16 protein-coding genes are annotated in these 19,997 nt (G+C 74.5%); 12 read left to right on the forward strand and 4 right to left on the reverse strand.

Annotated elements, in window-relative coordinates; all coding sequences use genetic code 11:
* Positions 1–347 precede the first annotated feature (347 nt).
* Together AB0J00_RS07365 and AB0J00_RS07370 are read left to right on the forward strand one after the other, a co-directional pair.
* Positions 348–1,355, forward strand: a complete 1,008-nt coding sequence (locus tag AB0J00_RS07365; protein ID WP_357742375.1) for a TerC family protein — start codon at positions 348–350, stop codon at positions 1,353–1,355.
* A gap of 88 nt (positions 1,356–1,443) precedes the next feature.
* Positions 1,444–2,517 carry a TerC family protein gene (locus tag AB0J00_RS07370; RefSeq protein WP_357742378.1) on the forward strand — a complete coding sequence of 358 codons (1,074 nt, stop codon included), beginning with the start codon at positions 1,444–1,446 and terminating at the stop codon, positions 2,515–2,517.
* 23 nt (positions 2,518–2,540) lie between these two features.
* Here AB0J00_RS07370 and AB0J00_RS07375 read toward each other — a convergent pair whose 3' ends face one another.
* Positions 2,541–3,785 carry an amidohydrolase family protein gene (locus AB0J00_RS07375; protein ID WP_357742381.1) on the reverse strand — a complete coding sequence of 415 codons (1,245 nt, stop codon included), beginning with the start codon at positions 3,783–3,785 and terminating at the stop codon, positions 2,541–2,543.
* 73 nt (positions 3,786–3,858) lie between these two features.
* Between AB0J00_RS07375 and AB0J00_RS07380 the strand changes: the two genes are divergently transcribed.
* Genes AB0J00_RS07380 through AB0J00_RS07400 form a run of 5 tightly spaced genes read left to right on the forward strand, consistent with a single transcriptional unit; the run spans position 3,859 to position 9,388 of the window.
* Complete coding sequence (locus AB0J00_RS07380; protein ID WP_357742383.1) at positions 3,859–5,982, forward strand: S9 family peptidase; 2,124 nt, start codon at positions 3,859–3,861, stop codon at positions 5,980–5,982.
* Between the two features lie 43 nt (positions 5,983–6,025).
* Positions 6,026–7,240, forward strand: coding sequence for an alpha-hydroxy acid oxidase (locus tag AB0J00_RS07385; protein ID WP_357742386.1), 1,215 nt, complete (start codon positions 6,026–6,028; stop codon positions 7,238–7,240).
* 34 nt (positions 7,241–7,274) lie between these two features.
* Positions 7,275–8,288: an acetamidase/formamidase family protein gene (locus AB0J00_RS07390; protein ID WP_357742389.1), complete on the forward strand. Its 1,014-nt coding sequence runs from the start codon at positions 7,275–7,277 to the stop codon at positions 8,286–8,288.
* Positions 8,289–8,313: 25 nt separating this feature from the next.
* Positions 8,314–9,063 (forward strand): SDR family oxidoreductase, encoded by a 750-nt coding sequence (locus AB0J00_RS07395; protein ID WP_357742392.1) that lies wholly within the window; start codon positions 8,314–8,316, stop codon positions 9,061–9,063.
* Positions 9,064–9,097: 34 nt separating this feature from the next.
* Positions 9,098–9,388 (forward strand): hypothetical protein, encoded by a 291-nt coding sequence (locus tag AB0J00_RS07400; RefSeq protein ID WP_357742394.1) that lies wholly within the window; start codon positions 9,098–9,100, stop codon positions 9,386–9,388.
* 27 nt (positions 9,389–9,415) lie between these two features.
* On the opposite strand, the gene AB0J00_RS07405 is transcribed toward AB0J00_RS07400, so the two are convergent.
* A complete protein-coding gene (locus tag AB0J00_RS07405) occupies positions 9,416–9,838 on the reverse strand; it encodes a hypothetical protein (RefSeq protein WP_357742397.1) in 423 nt (140 codons plus the stop codon).
* A gap of 52 nt (positions 9,839–9,890) precedes the next feature.
* Positions 9,891–10,568 (reverse strand): MBL fold metallo-hydrolase, encoded by a 678-nt coding sequence (locus tag AB0J00_RS07410; RefSeq protein WP_357742400.1) that lies wholly within the window; start codon positions 10,566–10,568, stop codon positions 9,891–9,893.
* 48 nt (positions 10,569–10,616) lie between these two features.
* On the opposite strand from AB0J00_RS07410, the gene AB0J00_RS07415 reads away from it, so the two are divergent.
* Together AB0J00_RS07415 and uvrA are read left to right on the forward strand one after the other, a co-directional pair.
* Positions 10,617–12,029: an amidase gene (locus AB0J00_RS07415; protein WP_357742403.1), complete on the forward strand. Its 1,413-nt coding sequence runs from the start codon at positions 10,617–10,619 to the stop codon at positions 12,027–12,029.
* Positions 12,030–12,156: 127 nt separating this feature from the next.
* Positions 12,157–15,051 carry an excinuclease ABC subunit UvrA gene (uvrA, locus tag AB0J00_RS07420; RefSeq protein ID WP_357742405.1) on the forward strand — a complete coding sequence of 965 codons (2,895 nt, stop codon included), beginning with the start codon at positions 12,157–12,159 and terminating at the stop codon, positions 15,049–15,051.
* A gap of 74 nt (positions 15,052–15,125) precedes the next feature.
* Here uvrA and AB0J00_RS07425 read toward each other — a convergent pair whose 3' ends face one another.
* Entirely contained in the window at positions 15,126–15,731 is a 606-nt protein-coding gene (locus AB0J00_RS07425; protein WP_357742408.1) for a hypothetical protein, read from the reverse strand.
* A 190-nt stretch (positions 15,732–15,921) separates the two neighbouring features.
* On the opposite strand from AB0J00_RS07425, the gene uvrC reads away from it, so the two are divergent.
* From uvrC to yvcK, 3 genes are read left to right on the forward strand one after another with little or no spacing between them, the layout of a single operon-like run.
* Entirely contained in the window at positions 15,922–17,967 is a 2,046-nt protein-coding gene (uvrC, locus tag AB0J00_RS07430) for an excinuclease ABC subunit UvrC (RefSeq protein WP_357742410.1), read from the forward strand.
* Positions 17,964–18,917: an RNase adapter RapZ gene (gene rapZ / locus AB0J00_RS07435; RefSeq protein WP_357742413.1), complete on the forward strand. Its 954-nt coding sequence runs from the start codon at positions 17,964–17,966 to the stop codon at positions 18,915–18,917. The genes uvrC and rapZ overlap by 4 nt, the downstream gene beginning before the upstream one ends.
* The gene (gene yvcK / locus AB0J00_RS07440) at positions 18,917–19,936 is read left to right on the forward strand and encodes a uridine diphosphate-N-acetylglucosamine-binding protein YvcK (protein WP_357742416.1); all 1,020 of its coding nucleotides are present in this window, start codon (positions 18,917–18,919) and stop codon (positions 19,934–19,936) included. Before rapZ ends, yvcK begins: the two co-directional genes overlap by 1 nt.
* Positions 19,937–19,997: the final 61 nt, after the last annotated feature.

Genomic DNA, 19,997 nt, shown 5'->3' on the forward strand with positions numbered 1-19,997 from the left:
CGGTGCCCAGCTGGTCGATCTACGGCGACCAGGACCGGAACATCCCGGTGGCCGCCATGCGGACGATGGCCGATCGGGTCCTGGGCCACCGGCGTCCCGTGCTCCGGCGGGCCGCCCCGGGCGGGCGGGGAACCAACCCGGGACCGAGGGCGTTGTCCTCCACGAACCGCCCAGCCGCTGCCGCGTGCCGGGCGGTCGTACGTGGAGGGGAGTATCCCGCCGCGGCAGTGTCGTCAACACGGAGTCCCCTGCAGGTCGGGGTGACCCCGGCGCTGCCGGCCGACGAACCCGTCGGTGGGAGAGACCTCCGGAACTGACACCACTGCCAGTGCACCGGAGGAACCCGCATGGACGTCCCGTTCTGGGTCTGGGCGATCACCGTCGCCGGGATCGTCGGCATGCTCGTCTTCGACTTCGTCGGTCACGTGCGCACCCCGCACGCCCCCTCGCTCCGCGAGGCCGCCACCTGGTCGGCGGTGTACGTCGGCATCGCCGTCGTCTTCGGCCTGCTGGTCCTCGTCTTCGGCGGCGGGACGGCGGGCGGTGAGTACTTCGCCGGCTACATCACCGAGAAGAGCCTCTCGGTCGACAACCTCTTCGTCTTCGTGCTGATCATGGCCAGCTTCGCGGTGCCCCGGGAGGCGCAGCAGAAGGTGCTGCTGTTCGGCATCGCCTTCGCGCTGGCGCTGCGCACCGTCTTCATCGCCGTCGGCTCGGCCGCGATCTCGAACTTCAGCTGGGTCTTCTGGATCTTCGGCGGCATCCTCATCTACACCGCCTACGTGCAGGCGCGCAGCGGTGGGCACGACAGCGACGAGGAGTACAAGGAGAACGGGGTCCTGCGGCTGGTCCGCCGGGTGGTGCCCACCACCGAGGAGCACCACGGCGACCGCATGACCGTGAAGCTGCAGGGCAAGCGCTACATCACCCCGCTGGCCATCGCGCTGATCGCCATCGGCACGGCCGACGTCATCTTCGCCGTCGACTCCATCCCGGCGATCTTCGGCCTCACCCAGGACACCTACCTGGTCTTCGCGGCCAACGCGTTCAGCCTGCTCGGCCTGCGCCAGCTGTTCTTCCTCATCGACGGCCTGCTCGACCGGCTGGTGTACCTCGCCTACGGCCTGGCCGTGATCCTGGCCTTCATCGGTGCCAAGCTCGTCATCCACGCCATGCACACCAACGAGCTGTCCTGGATCAACGGCGGCGAGCACATCACCGCGATCCCGGAGATCCCCACCTGGCTCTCGCTGGCGGTCATCCTGGTGACCCTGCTGGTCACCACGGTGGCCAGCCTGCGGCACGACCGGAAGGTCCGCGAGCGGCAGGCCGTCCGCTCAGCAGGCGCTCAGTGAACCCTCAGCCGGCGCCCGGGCACCGGGCGCCGGCTGCGGCCGTTCGTTGGCCCGTGCACACCGAACCCGTTCCGTAGAGTCGGTCGGCGTGGAGCTCCCCGTCTGGTTCGAGGTCGCGACGTTCATCGGGCTCACCGCCCTGCTGATCGCCGACCTGGCGATCGTCGCGCACCGCCCGCACGAGCCCTCCGTGAAGGAGGCCAGCCTCTGGGTCACCTTCTACATCGCCCTGGCCCTCGTCTTCGGCGTGCTGATGCTCGCCTTCGCCGGCAGCGACCACGCGACGGAGTTCTACGCCGGCTGGCTCACCGAGTACTCGCTGTCGGTCGACAACCTCTTCGTCTTCGTGATCATCATGGCCCGCTTCTCGGTCCCCCGGAAGCTGCAGCAAGAGGTCCTGATGATCGGCATCATCATCGCGCTGGTGCTGCGCGGGATCTTCATCCTGCTCGGCTCCGCGGTGATCGAGCGGTTCGTCTGGGTGTTCTTCGCCTTCGGCCTCTTCCTCGTCTACACCGCGATCAACCTGGTCCGGCACCGCGACGAGGACGAGGAGTACGAGGAGAGCGCGCTCATCCGGCGGATCCGCAAGGTGCTGCCGATGACCACCGACTTCCAGGGCAACAAGCTGCGCGTGAAGCAGGACGGCAAGAGGCTCTGGACGCCGATGGTCGTGGTCATCCTGGCGCTGGGCACCACCGACCTGCTGTTCGCCCTGGACAGCATCCCGGCGATCTTCGGCCTCACCCGCGAGGGCTTCATCGTCTTCACCGCGAACGTCTTCGCGCTGATGGGCCTCCGGCAGCTGTACTTCCTGCTCGGCGGCCTGCTCAAGCGGCTGGTCTACCTGTCGATCGGCCTCGCGGTCATCCTGGCGTTCATCGGCGTGAAGCTGATCCTCGAGGCGGTGCACGAGAACCAGTACCCGTTCGCCGGCCACCGCGAGCCGCTGGAGAGCGTGCCGGCGATCCCGACCTGGCTGTCGCTCACCGTCATCCTCGCCGTGCTGGCCGTCGCCACGGTCGCCAGCCTGCTCAAGACCCGCGGCGAGAACGCCGCCGCCGGCCCGCCGGCCGAGCCGGTGGAGCCCGCCACCGGCACCGAGGGCACGACCCGCGCGGTGCAGGCACCGGCGACGGCGGACGAGCGCCGGCCCGGCTGACCCGCCGCGGGCGGCGCCCGCGGTCAGCGCGGCGGGATCGTCCCCGGCTCGACGACCGCGCCGCCGGCGGCGACCAGCGCGCCGTCCCGCCAGACCTCCCGCACCCGGCCGGCGAGGCCGGTCAGGTCGCGGGGGTCGCCGTCCAGCACGACGACGTCCGCCCGCTTTCCCGGCTCCAGGCTGCCCAGCTCCCCGGCCACGCCGAGCAGCTCGGCGGCCGAGAGCGTGGTGGCGTGCCAGGCCTGCTCCGCGGTCATCCCGCAGCCGGCCATCAGGGCCAGCTCGGAGAGGTTGTCGCCGTGCGGCCCGACGCCGCTGTCGGTGCCCATGGCCACCCTCACCCCGGCCTCGACCGCCCGGGTGACCGACTCGTCGTGCACCGCCTGCACCGCGCGGGCCTTCTCCACCACCGCCGCCGGCAGCGAGGCACCGGCAGCGACCGCGGCGAGCACGGCGCGCGGGGCGGCCAGCGTGGGCACCAGCCAGGTGCCGCGCTCGAGCATCAGGTCGATCGCCTCGTCGTCCAGGAAGATGCCGTGCTCGATGGAGCGGATGCCGGCCCGGACGGCGGCCTTGATGCCCTCCGCGCCCTGCGCGTGGGCCATCACCGCGACGTGCGCGGCGTTCGCCTCCTCGACCAGCACGGCCAGCTCGGCGGGGCGGAAGTGCGGGTGCCGCGGGTCGTCCCGGGCCGAGAGGACCCCGCCGCTGGTGGCCACCTTGAGCACGTCGGCGCCGGCGCGCAGCAGCTCCCGGACGGTGCGCCGCATCTCGTCCGGGCCGTCGACGACCGTGTCCGGCCGGCCCGGGTGCGGGCCCATCAGCGGCAGCTCCGCGCCGCACACGTGCCAGCCGTCGCCGTGCCCGCCGGTCTGGCTGAGCATGCTGATCGCGATCTGCATCCGCGGACCGGCGACCAGGCCGTTGCGCACCGCCTCCGCGACGCCGAGGTCGGCGCCGCCGGCGTCGCGCACCGAGGTGATGCCCTGGGCGAGCGTGCGGCGGAGGTTGTGCACCGCCTCGTAGAAGCCGTAGCTGAACGGTGTCTGCAGGTGCCGCAGGGTGTCGACGCCGCTCATCATCACGTGCACGTGGCAGTCGAACAGGCCCGGCAGCACGGTCGCGCCGGTGCAGTCGACGGCCTCGTCGCCGTCCAGCCCGAGGCCGACCTCGACGATCCGGCCGTCCTCGACCGCCACGTCGGCGGGCGCCGCCGGGCTGCCCGTGCCGTCGAGGACCTGCCCACCGGTGAAGACCCGTCGCGTCATGGCGGGACCCTAGCGGGTGGTCCGTTAGCTGTGCTCAGGATCATCCGGGTGGCGGTCGGCTAGCGTGCAGGTCATGCGGCCGACCGACCTCTCCCTGCTGCGCGTGCCCGGCGTCCCGACCGTCTCCCCGGACGGGCGCACGGCCGTCGTCGCGGTGACCCGGCTGGACCTGGACGCCGACGAGTACCGCGGCCAGCTGTGGACGGTCCCGACCGACGCCTCGGCGCCGGCCCGCCCGCTCACCCACGGCTCCCGCGACTCCGCACCGGTGTTCTCCCCGGACGGCCGCTGGCTGGCCTACCTGTCCGCGGAGCCCACCGGCGCGCCGCAGCTGCACGTGATGCCCACCTCCGGTGGCCCCGGCCGCCGGCTCACCGACCACCACCTCGGCGCGGGCGTCCCGGCCTGGTCACCGGACTCCCGGCGGCTCGCCTACACCGCGCGGGTGCCGGAGGAGGGCCGGTACGGGACGGCGGACGACGTCCCCCCGGCCGCCGAGGCCCCACGGCTGATCACCACCCTCCAGTACCGCAGCGACGGCACCGGCTTCACCGTCGACCGGCGCAGCCACGTGTTCGTCGTCGACCTCCCCGCGGACCTCGCCGACGACGCGGCCGTGCTCCCCGAGCCGGTGCAGGTGACCGACGGCGACGTCGACGACACCGACGTGACGTGGAGCCCGGACGGCGCCGAGCTCGCCTTCGTCTCCGCCCGGCACGAGGGCGCCGACACCGACCTGGTGCGCGACGTGTACGTCGTCCGGCCCGACGGCTCGGGGCTGCGCAGGGTCACCGACTCCACGTCGAGCTGCGCCGCCCCGGCCTACGACCCCGACGACCCGGCCGGCCGCACGATCTACGTGACCGCCCAGGACCTCGGTGCCACCGGCCGCGACTTCGTGGCCCGCAACGCCACGCTGGCCGCGGTCGACGCCGCCGGCGGTCCGCTGCGCGTGCTGCTCGACCCGGAGGAGCACGACCGCGGCGACGAGACGCCGGGCACCGTCGTCGCCGCCGGCGCGGCGTTCCTCGGCGTCCAGCGCCGCGGCGGGGTCGAGCTGCTGCGGGTGCCGCTGGCCGGCGGGACGCCCGAGCCGCTGGTCGACGGCCCGTACACGGTGCGCGGCGTCGCGGTGGGCGGCGGCGTCGTCGTCGCCACCGTGGCGCACGACCGCTCGGCCGGCGAGCTGATCGCGATCACCCCCGGCCGCCGCCGGCTGCTCACCGGCTTCGGCGCGACCCTGCAGGCCACCGGCCGGCTCCACCGGATGCGCGAGGTCACCGCCACCGCGCCGGACGGCTACCCGGTGCACGGCTGGATCACCACGCCGCCCGGCGCCGGAGCGCACCCGGTGCTGCTCACCGTGCACGGCGGCCCCTACGCCCAGTACGGCTGGACGCTGTTCGACGAGACCCAGGCCTACGTGGAGGCCGGGTACGCGGTCGTCCAGTGCAACCCGCGCGGCTCCTCCGGCTACGGCCAGGCGCACGGCCGCGCGGTCAAGGAGGCGTTCGGCACCGTCGACGCCGACGACGTGCTCGCCTTCCTCGACGCCGCGCTGACCGACCCGGCGCTGGACGGCGCCCGGGTCGGGATCATGGGCGGCTCGTACGGCGGCTACATGACCACGCTGCTGCTCGGCCGCACCGACCGGTTCGTCGCCGGGATCAGCGAGCGCGGGTTCAACGACCCGGTCAGCTTCGTCGGCAGCTCCGACATCGGGTGGTTCTTCCCCGACGAGTACCTGGGCACCGACCCGGAGCGGCTCGCGGAGCAGTCGGCGATGGCCGGGGCGCACCGGATCACCACGCCGACGCTGGTCATCCACTCCGAGGAGGACTGGCGCTGCCCGCTGGAGCAGGGCACCCGGCTGTACGTGCAGCTCAAGCGCAACGGCGTCCCGGCCGAGCTGCTGCTGTTCCCGGGGGAGGGGCACGAGCTGTCCCGCTCCGGCCGGCCGAAGCACCGGCTGGCCCGGCTCGAGCACGTGCTGCGCTGGTGGGCCCGCTGGCTGCCCACCCCGCAGAACGGCGGCGCGGCCGGCGCGCTGCCGCCGGTCGCGGGCGACACGGGTCCCGGCGACACGGGTCCCGGCGACACGGGTCCCGGCGACCCGGGGCGGACCCCCGACGCGGCGGTGGACGGCGAGGTCCCCGGCGGGCGCGAGCGGCTTGCGGTGCCCTCGACCCGGGTGTGACGCCGCGGGTGGCAGGGTGGGCGTGCCGTCGAGAGGAGACGCCGTGGTCACCCGCCGCCTGCCGCGCTGGTCCGAGCTGTCCGAGCTGGTCCGGCCCCGCGCCCTGCCGCTCGACCCGGTCGCGCGCCGGCTGGCCCAGGCGGCCACGATCGGCGACCTGCGGGCCGTGGCCCGGCGCACCGTGCCGCGCGCGGTCTTCGACTACGTCGACGGCGCCGCCGGCGCGGAGATCGGGTACCGGCGCTCCCGGGAGGCGTTCGAGCGGGTCGAGTTCCGGCCGAGCGTGCTGCGCGACGTGTCCGTCGTCGACACCTCGACGACCGTCCTGGGCGGCCCGGCGGCGCTGCCGCTGGTGTTCGCGCCGACCGGGTTCACCCGGCTGATGCACACCGCCGGTGAGCCCGCGGTCGCCCGGGTGGCGGCCCGCGGGGGCATCCCGTACGCGCTGTCGACGATGGGCACGACGTCGCTGGAGCAGCTCGCGGCCGAGGCGCCGGGCGGGCGCCGGTGGTTCCAGCTGTACCTGTGGCGCGACCGCGAGGCGAGCGCCGCGATGGTGCGGCGGGCCCGGGACGCCGGCTACGAGGCGCTGGTGCTCACCGTCGACACCCCGGTCGCCGGCCCGCGGCTGCGCGACGTCCGCAACGGCTTCACGATCCCGCCGTCGCTCACCCTCCGGACCGTCGCGAACGCCGCCCGGCACCCGCGCTGGTGGGCCGACCTGCTCACCACCGAGCCGCTGTCGTTCGCCTCGCTGAGCTCGTGGGGTGGCACGGTCGGCGAGCTGGCCGACAAGGTGTTCGAGCCGGCCGCCACGATGGCCGACGTCCGCCGGCTGCGCGACGACTGGCCCGGGAAGCTGGTCGTCAAGGGCGTGCAGGGGGTGGACGACGCGCGCGCGGTGGTCGACGCCGGTGCCGACGCGGTGGTCGTGAGCAACCACGGCGGGCGGCAGCTGGACCGGGCGCCGACGCCGCTGGAGGAGCTGCCGGACGTCGTCCGGGCGGTGGGCGACCGGGCCGAGGTGTGCGTCGACGGCGGTGTCCTGGACGGCGCCGACGTCGCGGCCGCGGTGGCGATGGGCGCCCGGGCGGTGCTGGTGGGCCGGGCGTACCTGTACGGGCTGATGGCCGGCGGCGAGCGCGGCGTGCAGCAGGCGTACGTCGTCCTGGCCGCGGAGTTCGCGCGCACGCTGCAGCTGCTGGGCGTCGCCTCGGTCGCCGAGCTGACCCCCGACCGGGCGCGGCTGCGGACGTGATCTCCCGGCAACGCCCCTGCCCTAGGGTGCCGCCATGGACGTCCTGGAGGTCACGCCCTCGTTCGAGCAGTACGCCTTCACCTTCGGGGGCGTCGCGCCGCTGATGCGGATCACGCCGGGCACCGCGCTGCGGCTGTGGTCGGACGACGCGTTCTCCGGCGCGCTGCGGTCGGCGACCGACCTGTCCAGCGAGAAGGTCGACCTGAGCGCGGTCAACCCGCAGACCGGGCCGTTCTACGTGGAGGGCGCGCAGCCGGGCGACACCCTGGCCCTGCACTTCGTCGCCATGGAGCCGGCCCGCGACTTCGGCGTGTCCGCGGCCATCCCGTTCTTCGGCGGGCTGACCAGCACCGACCGGACGGCGACGCTGCAGGACGCGCTGCCGGACACCACCTGGGTCTACGAGCTGGACCGCGCCCGCAACACCGTCACCTTCGCCGCGCGGCACTCGGAGCTCACCGTCGAGCTGCCGGTGGCGCCGATGCTGGGCACCGTCGGGGTCGCCCCGGCCGGGGGAGAGGTGCGCAGCTCGCTGGTGCCCGACGCGTTCGGCGGCAACATGGACACCCCGCAGATGCGCCCGGGCACCACCTGCTACCTCGGCGTCAACGTCGAGGGCGCGATGTTCTCCCTCGGCGACGGGCACTACCGGCAGGGCGAGGGCGAGGCCTGCGGCACCGCGGTCGAGGGTGCGATGACCACCACGGTGATCGTCGAGCTGGTCAAGGGCGGCGGCCGGGTGGGCCCGACCGCGTGGCCCCGCCTCGAGGACGACGAGCACTGGATGACCGTCGGGTCGAGCCGGCCGCTGGAGGACGCCTGGCGGATCGGCCAGACGCAGCTGGTGCGCTGGTTCCAGGAGCTCCACGGCCTGCACGCGATGGACGCCTACCAGCTGCTCTCGCAGATCACCGAGGTGCCGATCGCCAACGTCGTCGACGCCAACTACTCCACCGTCGTCAAGGCACCGAAGGCGCTGCTGCCCCCGGCCGCCGCGTACGACGGCCTGCACGCCGAGCTGCGCGCCCGCGCCGCCACCCTGCTCTGACCCCCAGTCCCCGAGAGGACCGTCCATGGACCTGCAGCTCACCGGCAAGCGCGTGCTCGTCACCGGGGGCACCCGGGGCATCGGCCGGGCGATCGTCGAGGCGTTCGTCGCCGAAGGGGCGGTGGTCGAGTTCTGCGCGCGCACCGCGGCCGCCTGCGCGGAGACGGCGGCCGCGGTCGGGGGCACGGCCACCGGGACGGCGGTCGACGTCGGCGACGCGGCGGCGCTGACCGGCTGGGTCGCGGCCGCGGCGGAGCGGCTGGGCGGCATCGACACCGTCGTGTCGAACGTCAGCGCGCTGGCGATCACCGACAGCGAGGAGTCCTGGCAGACGTCGTTCCAGGTCGACCTCATGGGGACGGTGCGGCTGGTCAGCGCGGCGCTGCCGCACCTGACGGCCAGCCGGGGCTCGATCGTCGCGATCTCCAGCGTCTCCGGCCGGGAGATCGACTTCGCCGCCGGCCCGTACGGCGTGATGAAGGCGGCGATCGTGCACTACGTGCAGGGCCTGGCGCACCAGCTGGCCGCCGCCGGCGTGCGGGCGAACACGGTGTCCCCGGGCAACACGTACTTCGAGGGCGGGGTGTGGCACCAGATCGAGACCGGCCAGCCGCAGCTGTACGCCGACTCGCTGGCGCTCAACCCCACCGGCCGGATGGGGACGCCGGCGGAGATGGCCCGCGCGGTGGTCTTCCTGGCCAGCCCGGTCTCCAGCTTCACCAGCGGCACCAACCTGGTCGTCGACGGCGCGCTCACCCGGGGCGTCCAGCTCTGAGCCGCGCGGTCGCGCGCGGGCCTACGGTGCACCCATGGCGCTCATCTACCCCGTGCAGGCGGACGCTCCCGAGCCCGACGAGGCGGCGGAGCCCGAGTTCGAGGAGCTCGCGGCCGACCTCTCCGACAACTGGCTGGTCGAGGTCGCGGTCGACGAGGACGGCGAGGACGCGTGCTTCGGCCCGCTGACCGCGCGGGCGGCCTGGGAGCTGGCGCTCGACCTGGACGGACGGCGCCCGGAGTGGACCGTCGCGGTCGTGCCGCTGCACCTGCCGGGCACCGCGGAGGAGCTGATCGAGCTGTTCGAGGAGGACGACGAGGACTGACCGCCCGGCCGGCGGCGTCCAGGGCCGTCAGCCGGGCAGCCGGATGCCGACGACGGGGTCGTCCGTCGCGGCGTCCACCTGGCTGACCACGCGCACGTAGTCCGCCAGCGCTGCGACGCGCTCCTCGCCGACGAGGACGGCACCGACGCCGTCGTGCCACCGGCCGTCCAGCCACACCGCGACCGGCTCGGACGGCGCGAAGTTGCGCCACCACCTCTTGCCGCCGCCGCGGCCGGCGAGCACCACCAGGCCGCCCGGCCGCCGTACGTACTGCACCGGCAGGGTGACCGTGGCGCCGCTGAGCCGGCCGGTGTAGCGCAGCGCGCACACCCGCCGGCCGACCACCCGGCGCAGCGGGGAGCGCAGCAGCGCCAGCACCACCCGGTTGCCGACCGTCGGCCGCCCGGCCGTCGGGCGGGGCGGCGGGCGGTCGACGTCCGTGTCGGTCATGCCGCGAGGCTGCCGCTCCCGGGCGCCCGGCGGAAGACCCACCGGGCCGCCGTCACCAGCCGCGCTCGCGCCACTCCGCGAGGTGCGGGCGCTCGGCGCCGATCGTGGTGTCCTTGCCGTGGCCGGGGTAGACCCACGTGTCGTCGGGCAGCACGTCGAACAGCCGGTGCTCGACGTCGTCGACGAGGCTGGCGAACCGCGCCGGGTCCTGCTGGGTGTTGCCGACACCGCCGGGGAACAGGCTGTCGCCGGTGAACACGTGGGTGCCCGCGCCGTCCGGTCCGCGCCACACCAGCGCGATCGACCCGGGCGTGTGGCCGCGCAGGTGGACGACCTCGAGCACGTGGTCGCCGACCTCGACGGTGTCGCCGTGCTCGACCGGCCGCGCCACCGGCACCGGCAGGTCGGCGGCGTCGGCCGGGTGCGCGACGGTGGTGGCGCCGGTCGCGGCGACCACCTCGGGCAGCGCGCGGTGGTGGTCCCAGTGGCCGTGGGTGGTGACGACGGTGCGCACGTCGATGCCGTCGACGAACGCGAGCAGCGCCTCCGGGTCGGCCGCGGCGTCGACCAGCGCCGCCTGCCCGGTGCCCGGCCCTGTGCCGGTGTCGACCAGCAGGTAGACGTTGTTCGCCATCTCGCTCACGGCGAGCTTGCGGATGGTCAGCCCGGGCAGCTCCCGGACGTCGGCCGGACCGCCGACCTGCACGTCCCCGGTGTAGCTGGCGCTCATCCCGCTCCGATCTGAGAACTGTCGGTGGTCCCGGATAGGTTCGACCGCATGGACGGTAGTGGACCCTCCGGGCCCCTCGGGCTGCCCGCGACCGAGATCGCCGCGCGGGTGCGGGCGGGGGAGCTGACCGCGGTCGACGTGGTGCGCGCCCACCTCGCGCACCTGGCCGCCGTGGAGGCCCGGCTGGGCGCCTACCGGGTGGTCCGCACGGAGGCGGCGCTCGCGGAGGCCGCCGCGGTCGACGCGCTGCTCGCGACGCTGCCGGACCGCTCCGGGCTGCCCCTGGCGGGGGTGCCGGTCGCGGTCAAGGACAACGTGCGGGTCGCCGGTGAGGTGGCCACCGACGGGTCGGCGGCCCACGTGCCGGCACCGGCGGACACCGACGACCCGGTGGTCGCCCGGCTGCGCGCCGCGGGCGCGGTGGTCGTCGGCATCACGCGGGTCCCCGAGCTGTGCATCTTCGCGGCGACCGACGGCCCGGGCACCGTCACCCGCAACCCCTGGGACACCGCCCGGTCGGCCGCCGGCTCGTCCGGGGGCAGCGCCGCCGCGGTCGCGTCCGGCACCGTCCCGCTGGCGCACGGCAACGACGGCATGGGCTCCCTCCGGTTGCCCGCCGCGGCCTGCGGCCTGGTCACCCTGAAGCCCGGCCGCGGCCTGGTCGACCAGCCGGTGGGCGCCGACTCCTGGCTCGGCATGGCCGAGCACGGCGTGCTGGCCACGACCGTCGCCGACCTCGCCACCGGGCTCGGCGTGCTGGCCGGCCGGCCGCTCGACCCGGCCGCCCCCGACCGCCCGCTGCGGGTGGCCGTCTCCACCCGCTCGCCGGTGCCCGGGGTCCGGCTGGACGCCGCGGGGCGGGCGGCCGTCGACGCCGTGGTGGCCGGGCTCACCGCGGCCGGCGCCACCGTCGTGCGTCGCGACCCGCCCGTCCCCCCGTCCGCCGCGCTGGGGGCGCTCGCCCGCTGGTTCGCGGGCGCGGAGAGCGACGCCGCGGCGCTCGGCCTCGACCGGTCCGCGATGGAGCCGCGCAGCCGGGCGCACACCCGGCTCGGCCGGCTGGTCCGCCGGGCGGGGCTGGTGCGGCCGGCCACGGTGGAGGCGTTCCGGGCCCGGCTGGCGGAGTTCTTCGCCGACGTCGACGTGCTGCTGACCCCGGTGGTCACCGGTCCGCCGCTGCCGGCGCGGCCCTGGCACGAGCGGGGCTTCCTCGCCAACATCGCCGCCAACGCGCGCTGGGCGCCGTGGACGGCGGCGTGGAACCTGGCCGGCCTGCCGGCGCTGGTGCTGCCCGCCGGGCCGGGCCGCACCGGGCTGCCCACGGCGGTCCAGCTGGTCGGACCGGCGGGGTCGGAAACACGACTACTCTGGCTCGCCGGAGAGCTGGAGCGCCGGTCGCCCTGGCGGCGGCACGCACCCGTCTTCGACCCCCGGGAGCCCGCCGCGGCACCGGCCGGCTGACCGGGCAGCGTTGCCCAGATCGCACCCCGCGGGGGAAGGCGCACCGGCACCGCCCGGTTGCTCTGAGCAACCCATGAACACGCGACTCGTACCTGCAGCAAGAACCACTGCGACCGACAGGGATCACATGGACCGGCTCGTCGTCCGCGGCGCCCGAGAGCACAACCTCAAGGACGTCCACCTCGACCTGCCCCGCGACGCGATGATCGTGTTCACGGGGCTCTCCGGCTCGGGCAAGTCGAGCCTGGCCTTCGACACCATCTTCGCCGAGGGCCAGCGCCGCTACGTCGAGTCGCTGTCGGCCTACGCCCGCCAGTTCCTCGGCCAGATGGACAAGCCCGACGTCGACTTCATCGAGGGGCTCTCACCGGCCGTCTCGATCGACCAGAAGTCCACCAACCGCAACCCGCGGTCGACCGTCGGCACCATCACCGAGGTCTACGACTACCTGCGCCTGCTCTACGCCCGCGCCGGTCAGCCGCACTGCCCCAACTGCGGCAAGCCGATCGCCCGGCAGACGCCGCAGCAGATCGTCGACCAGGTGCTGGCGATGGAGGAGGGCACCCGCTTCCAGGTGCTCGCCCCGGTCGTCCGCGCCCGCAAGGGCGAGTACGTCGACCTGTTCAGCTCGCTGCAGACCCAGGGCTTCTCCCGGGTCCGGGTCGACGGCACCGTGCACCCGCTGACCGAGCCGCCGAAGCTCAAGAAGCAGGAGAAGCACTCGATCGAGGTCATCGTCGACCGGCTGCAGGTCAAGCCGTCGTCCAAGCAGCGGCTCACCGACTCGGTCGAGACCGCGCTGGGGCTGGCCGGCGGGCTCGTCGTCCTGGACTTCGTCGACCTGCCCGAGGACGACCCGTACCGCGAGCGCACCTTCTCCGAGCACCTGGCGTGCATCGACGACGGCCTGTCGTTCGAGGCGCTCGAGCCGCGCTCGTTCTCCTTCAACTCGCCGTTCGGCGCCTGCCCCGAGTGCACCGGCATCGGCACCCGCAAGGAGGTCGACCCCGACCTCGTGGTGCCCGACCCGACGAAGAGCCTCGAGGGCGGCGCGATCGCGCCGTGGGCCGGCTCGATGAGCAAAGAGTACTTCCAGCGCCTGCTCAGCGGTCTGGCGGACATGATCGGCTTCTCCATGCAGACGCCCTGGGAGCAGCTGCCGGCCAAGGTCCAGAAGGCCGTGCTGCACGGCTCCCCGGACCAGGTGCACGTCCGCTACCGCAACCGCTACGGCCGCGAGCGCAGCTACTACGCGGCGTTCGAGGGCGTCATCCCGTTCCTCGAGCGGCGGCACGAGGACACCGACAGCGACGCGATGAAGGACAAGTACGAGGGCTACATGCGGGACGTCCCGTGCCCCGTCTGCCACGGCACCCGGCTCAAGCCGGAGATCCTCGCCGTCAAGCTCAGCGGCCGCTCGATCGCCGAGGTCACCGGCCTGTCGATCGGCGAGGCCTCCGAGTGGCTGGGCGCCCTCGAGCTCGGCGAGCGCGAGAAGGTCATCGCCGACCGGGTGCTGCGGGAGATCCAGGCCCGGCTGTCGTTCCTGGTCGACGTGGGGCTGGACTACCTGTCCCTCGACCGGCCCGCGGCCACCCTCGCCGGCGGTGAGGCGCAGCGCATCCGGCTGGCCACCCAGATCGGCTCCGGGCTGGTGGGCGTCCTGTACGTGCTCGACGAGCCCTCGATCGGGCTGCACCAGCGCGACAACATCCGGCTGATCGAGACCCTCGTGCGGCTGCGCGACATGGGCAACACGCTCATCGTCGTCGAGCACGACGAGGACACGATCAAGCAGGCCGACTGGGTCGTCGACATCGGCCCGGGCGCCGGTGAGCACGGCGGCGAGGTCGTCGTCAGCGGCACGGTGGAGGACCTGCTGGCCAGCGAGCGGTCCCTGACCGGTCAGTACCTGTCCGGCCGGATGGAGATCACCATCCCGAAGGTGCGGCGGCAGCCGCAGCCGGGGCGCGAGGTGGTCGTCAAGGGCGCGCGGGAGAACACCCTGCGCGGCATCGACGTCGCCTTCCCGCTGGGCATGCTGGTCGCGGTCACCGGGGTCTCCGGCTCGGGCAAGTCCAGCCTGGTCAACGACATCCTCTACACGGTGATGGCCAACGAGCTGAACCGCGCGCGGCTGGTGCCCGGCCGGCACCGCACCGTCACCGGCCTGGACCAGCTGGACAAGGTCGTCGGCGTCGACCAGTCGCCGATCGGCCGCACGCCGCGGTCCAACCCGGCCACCTACACCGGTGTCTGGGACCACGTCCGCAAGCTGTTCGCCAGCACGCCGGAGGCGAAGATCCGCGGCTACCAGCCCGGCCGCTTCTCCTTCAACGTCAAGGGCGGCCGCTGCGAGGCGTGCTCCGGCGACGGCACGCTGAAGATCGAGATGAACTTTCTGCCGGACGTCTACGTCCCCTGCGAGGTGTGCAAGGGCGCCCGGTTCAACCGGGAGACCCTCGAGGTGCACTACAAGGGCAAGACGGTCGCCGAGGTCCTGGACATGCCGATCGCGGAGGCCGCCGAGTTCTTCGAGGCCATCCCGGCGATCTCCCGGTACATGCGCACCCTCACCGACGTGGGGCTCGGGTACATCCGGCTCGGCCAGCCGGCCACCACGCTGTCCGGTGGCGAGGCGCAGCGGGTGAAGCTCGCCAGCGAGCTGCAGAAGCGGTCCAACGGCCGCACCATCTACGTCCTGGACGAGCCGACCACCGGTCTGCACTTCGAGGACATCCGCAAGCTGCTGCTGGTGCTGCAGGGCCTGGTCGACAAGGGCAACTCGGTCATCGTCATCGAGCACAACCTCGACGTGATCAAGAGCGCCGACTGGCTGATCGACATGGGTCCCGAGGGCGGGTTCCGCGGCGGCCAGGTCGTCGCGGAGGGCTCGCCGGAGTTCGTGGCGGGCGTGCCGGAGAGCCACACCGGCCGCTTCCTCGCCCAGCTGCTCGACCCGGCCGCGGTCGCCGCGGCCGCGGAGGGCCCGAAGAAGCGGGCCCGCAGGAAGGCCAGCTGACCCCCGGCACCTGACGGGCCGGCCACCGCTCCTCCCGGGGCGGTGGCCGGCCCGTCGTGCGTCCCGCTGCCCCCTCACGGCGCCGACGGGGTGACGCACCCGGCGGGTGGGCGGTCGTCGCGCACCTCGACCAGCCGTGCGCCCGGCGGCGCGGGCAGCGTGCCCGCCCGCACCGCGGCCGCGACGTGCGCCTCACCGGCCGCGGCGGCGTCCGGCCCGCGCACCGCCCAGGTCGCGGTGCGCCACCCGTCGGACAGCTCGACCAGCCACGGCGCGGCCCGCCGGGCGGGGGAGTGCCGGCGCACCTCGAGCACCCGGACGACGAGCCCGACCAGCAGCCGGGGCACCAGGAGCGGGACCGCCGGGAGCAGGGCCACCGCTCGCAGCAGCGGCAGCGCGTCCCGCGCGGGGTCGTCGTCGGCGCCGGGTGCGGCCGGGCCGTGCCAGCGCGCGGACCGGCCCAGCACCCAGCTGGCGGCCGGGCGGGTGCCCGCCGGCGCGCCGGCCGCCGGCGCCGGTGCCCGGGGTGGCGCGGCGAGCAGCGGCCGCAGCCGGGCCGCGTCCGGCGGGTCCGGCGGGACCGGCAGCACGGCGACCGGCCACCGGCGGACCAGCCAGCGGCCGCCGTGCGGGTCGTCGACGGGCCGCCCGGCCCGCTGCTGGCTGCTCGTCGCGCGCACGCACGCCTCCCCGTCGCGGCGCGGAGCGGCCGGGCGCCGTCCGCGGGCGGTCAGCGTGGCACGCCCGGGCGGCGCACCGCGGGCGTCGTCCACAGGTCGCCGGCCGGGTCCCGTCCCGCCCCTGCCGGGCGTTCCCGCAGGTCGGCGGCGGGGCCGACGGAGTGTCGTCGTCCCCACCTAATCTGGACCCATGCCCGACCCGTCCACGTACCGCCCAGCGGTCGGCAGCATCCCCGAGTCCCCTGGCGTCTACAAGTTCCGCGACCCGGCCGGCCGGGTCATCTACGTCGGCAAGGCCAAGAGCCTCCGGCAGCGGCTGAACAGCTACTTCGCCGACGTCGCGGGCCTGCACCCGCGCACCCGGCAGATGGTCACCACCGCCGGCAGCGTGGAGTGGACCGTCGTCGGCACCGAGGTCGAGGCGCTGCAGCTCGAGTACAACTGGATCAAGGAGTTCGACCCCCGGTTCAACGTCCGGTACCGCGACGACAAGAGCTACCCGTCGCTGGCCGTCACGCTGAACGAGGAGTACCCGCGGCTGCAGGTCATGCGCGGGCCCAAGCGCAAGGGCGTCCGCTACTTCGGGCCCTACGCCCACGCCTGGGCCATCCGGGAGACCCTCGACACGCTCACCCGGGTCTTCCCGGCACGCACCTGCTCCAACGGCGTCTTCAAGCGGGCCGGGCAGATCGGCCGGCCGTGCCTGCTGGGCTACATCGGCAAGTGCTCGGCGCCGTGCGTCGGCAAGGTGAGCGCCGAGGAGCACCGGGAGATCGTCGACGACTTCGTCGACTTCATGGCCGGCCGCACGGACCTGATGGTCCGCAAGCTCGAGCGCGAGATGGCCGAGGCCGCGCAGGCCATGGAGTACGAGCGCGCCGCCCGGCTGCGCGACGACATCGGGGCGCTCAAGCGGGCCATGGAGAAGCAGGCCGTCGTCCTCGGCGACGGCACCGACGCCGACGTCGTCGCCTTCGCGCAGGACGAGCTGGAGGCCGCCGTCCAGGTCTTCCACGTCCGCGGCGGGCGGGTGCGCGGCCAGCGCGGCTGGATCATCGACAAGGTCGAGGAGGTCGACACCGGCCAGCTCGTCGAGCAGTTCCTGCTGCAGGTCTACGGCGGGGTCGATGAGGAGACCGGCGAGTCCGGCACCGCCGGTGAGGCCGTGCCGCGCGAGGTGCTGGTGCCCGAGCTGCCCGACGACGCCGACGTGTACGCCGAGCTGCTCAGCGAGCTGCGCGGCTCGCGGGTGTCGCTGCGCGTGCCCCAGCGCGGGGACAAGCGCAGCCTGATGGAGACCGTCGAGCGCAACGCCAAGGAGGCGTTCGCCCGGCACCGGGTCAAGCGGGCCAGCGACCTCACCGCCCGGTCGATGGCGCTGTCCGAGCTGCAGGAGGCCCTCGACCTGCCCGACGCGCCGCTGCGGATCGAGTGCATCGACATCTCGCACGTGCAGCAGACCAACGTGGTCGCCAGCATGGTCGTCTTCGAGGACGGCCTGGCGAAGAAGAGCGACTACCGCCGGTTCGCCGTGCAGCAGGGCACCGACGACACCGCGGCCATGGCCGAGGTCGTGCGGCGGCGGTTCGCCCGGCACCTCAAGGACGAGGCCGACCGGCGCGACGAGCAGGGCATCGCCGCGGAGGAGGGGCGGCCGCGCCGGTTCGCCTACCCGCCGAACCTGCTGGTCGTCGACGGTGGCGCGCCCCAGGTGGCGGCGGCCAGCCGGTCGCTGGAGGAGCTCGGCGTCGTGGACGTCGCGGTGGTCGGCCTGGCCAAGCGGATGGAGGAGGTGTGGCTGCCCGACGACCCCGATCCGGTCATCCTGCCGCGCACCTCCGAGGCCCTGTACCTGCTGCAGCGGGTGCGGGACGAGGCGCACCGGTTCGCGATCACCTACCACCGGCAGAAGCGATCGAGCACGATGCTGGTCTCACTCCTCGACGACGTCCCAGGGCTCGGCGAGGCACGGCGGAAGGCACTGATGAAGCAGTTCGGTTCCCTCAAGCGGCTGCGGGCCGCCACGGTCGAGGAGCTCACGACGGTGCCCGGCATCGGCCGGCGCACCGCCGAGGCGGTGCTCGCGGCCGTGGCCGAGCCTCCCTCGGCCCGCGAGGTCGACGTCGCCGCCGACGAGGTGGACGCCGAGCCGGCCGCCGACGGGGCGCACGGCCCGGCCGCCGGTGACACCGCCGAGGTCGGCCGGGTCTCGCTGCACCCGGAGGTGCCCGCGTGAGCGTCGACCAGCAGCCCGGCGTCGAGCCGGCCGGCGGGGTGGGCCCGCAGCGGGACGTCGCGCCCGGCGCGGACCCGGCGAGCACCGAGGTGCCGCCGCTGGACGTCGTGGTCGTGACCGGGCTGTCCGGCGCCGGCAAGAACACCGCCGGCCGGGTGCTCGAGGACCTCGGCTTCTTCGTCGTCGACAACCTGCCGCCGGCGCTGCTGCAGCCGATGGTCGAGCTCGGCGCGCGGGGTGACCTCCGCCGGTTCGCCGCGGTCGTCGACGTCCGCAGCCGGGCGTTCTCCAGCGATCTGCAGGAGTCGATCCGGCTGCTCGCCGACGCCGGCCACCGGCCGCGGGTCGTCTACGTGCACGCCCGCAACGAGGTGCTGATCCGGCGCTACGAGTCCAACCGCCGCGAGCACCCGCTGCAGGGCAGCGGCCGGCTGGTCGACGGGATCGAGGCCGAGCGGGAGCTGCTCACCGGCATCGCCGGCGAGGCCGACCTGTGGGTCGACACCAGCGACCTCAACGTGCACCAGCTGCGCAGCACCCTGGAGTCGGCGTTCGTCGAGCACGGGGCGCCGCCGCAGGTGGTCGCCACCGTGCTCAGCTTCGGCTTCAAGTACGGCCTGCCGCTGGACGCCGACCTGGTGGTCGACGCCCGCTTCCTGCCCAACCCGCACTGGGTGCCCGAGCTGCGCCCGATGACCGGGCGCGACCCCGAGGTGCGCGACTACGTGCTGGCGCAGGAGGACGCGGCGCCGTTCCTCGACGACTACATGCGGGTGCTGCGGCGGCTGCTGCCCGGCTACCAGCGCGAGGGCAAGCGGTACCTCACGCTGGCCGTGGGCTGCACCGGCGGCAAGCACCGCAGCGTGGCGATCGCCGAGGAGTTCGCCCGCCGGCTGTCCGAGGACGGCGTGCCCGCGACGGCCCGGCACCGCGACCTGGGGCGCGAGTGATGGCGGCCCCACCCGCGTGGCCGGCGCCCGCCGCGCCCGGCCCCGGCGGCCTGCCGCAGGAGCCGGGGGAGCGCTCCGGCCCGCGGGTGGTGGCCCTCGGCGGTGGGCACGGGCTGGCGGCCGCGCTGGCCGCGTGGCGGCGGCTGACCGGCAACCTCACCGCCGTCGTCACCGTCGCCGACGACGGCGGCAGCTCCGGCCGGATCCGCCGCGAGATGCCGGTGCTCCCGCCGGGCGACCTGCGGATGGCGCTGGCCGCGCTGGCCGGCGACGACGCGCGCACCCGGGAGGTGGCCGCGCTGCTCCAGCACCGCTTCGGCGGGGAGGGAGTGCTCGCCGGTCACCCGGTCGGCAACCTCATGCTCACCGGCCTCACCGACCTGCACGGCGGCGACACCGTGCGGGCGCTCCGGTCGCTGGAGCAGCTGCTGGGCGCCGTGGGGCGGGTGCTGCCGATGGCCGACGTCCCGCTGGACCTCGTCGCGACCGTCGACAGCGTCGACCCCGACGACCCGCTGGCCACCCGCCGGATCCGCGGCCAGGTGGCGATCGCCTCCACCCCCGGCTCGGTGCGCGACATCCAGGTCGCCCCGGCCGACCCGCCCGTCCACGCCGACGTGCTGACCGCGATCGCCGGGGCCGACGTGGTCAGCCTCGGTCCCGGCTCCTGGTACACCTCGGTGCTGCCGCACCTGCTCGTCCCGCGGCTGCGCGCCGCGCTGGAGGCCAGCCGGGCCCGGGTCGTCGTCGTCCTCAACCTCGAACCGCAGCCGGGGGAGACGGACGGGTTCTCCCCCCAGGAACACCTCAGGGTGCTCCTGGGACACTTGGGCGGCGTGTCGCTGCACTCCGTCATCGCCGATGCCACTGCGGTTGTTGACCGGCGTGGTCTGCTGTCTGCTGTGCAGGCATGCGGCGCCGAGCTGGTCCTGGCGCCGGTGGCTGAGCCCGACGGGGCGCCGCGGCACGATCCCGCGCGGCTCGCCGACGCACTGGCCGCCGTGGTCGGTGCGCGGTGACGGGGGCGGGACAGCTTCACGGAGGGTCCGGAGTTCGGGACGATCTGTTTCCGGGTCGGCA

Origin of the sequence: Modestobacter sp. NPDC049651, from assembly GCF_040659695.1 — a bacterium.
GTDB lineage: Bacteria > Actinomycetota > Actinomycetes > Mycobacteriales > Geodermatophilaceae > Modestobacter.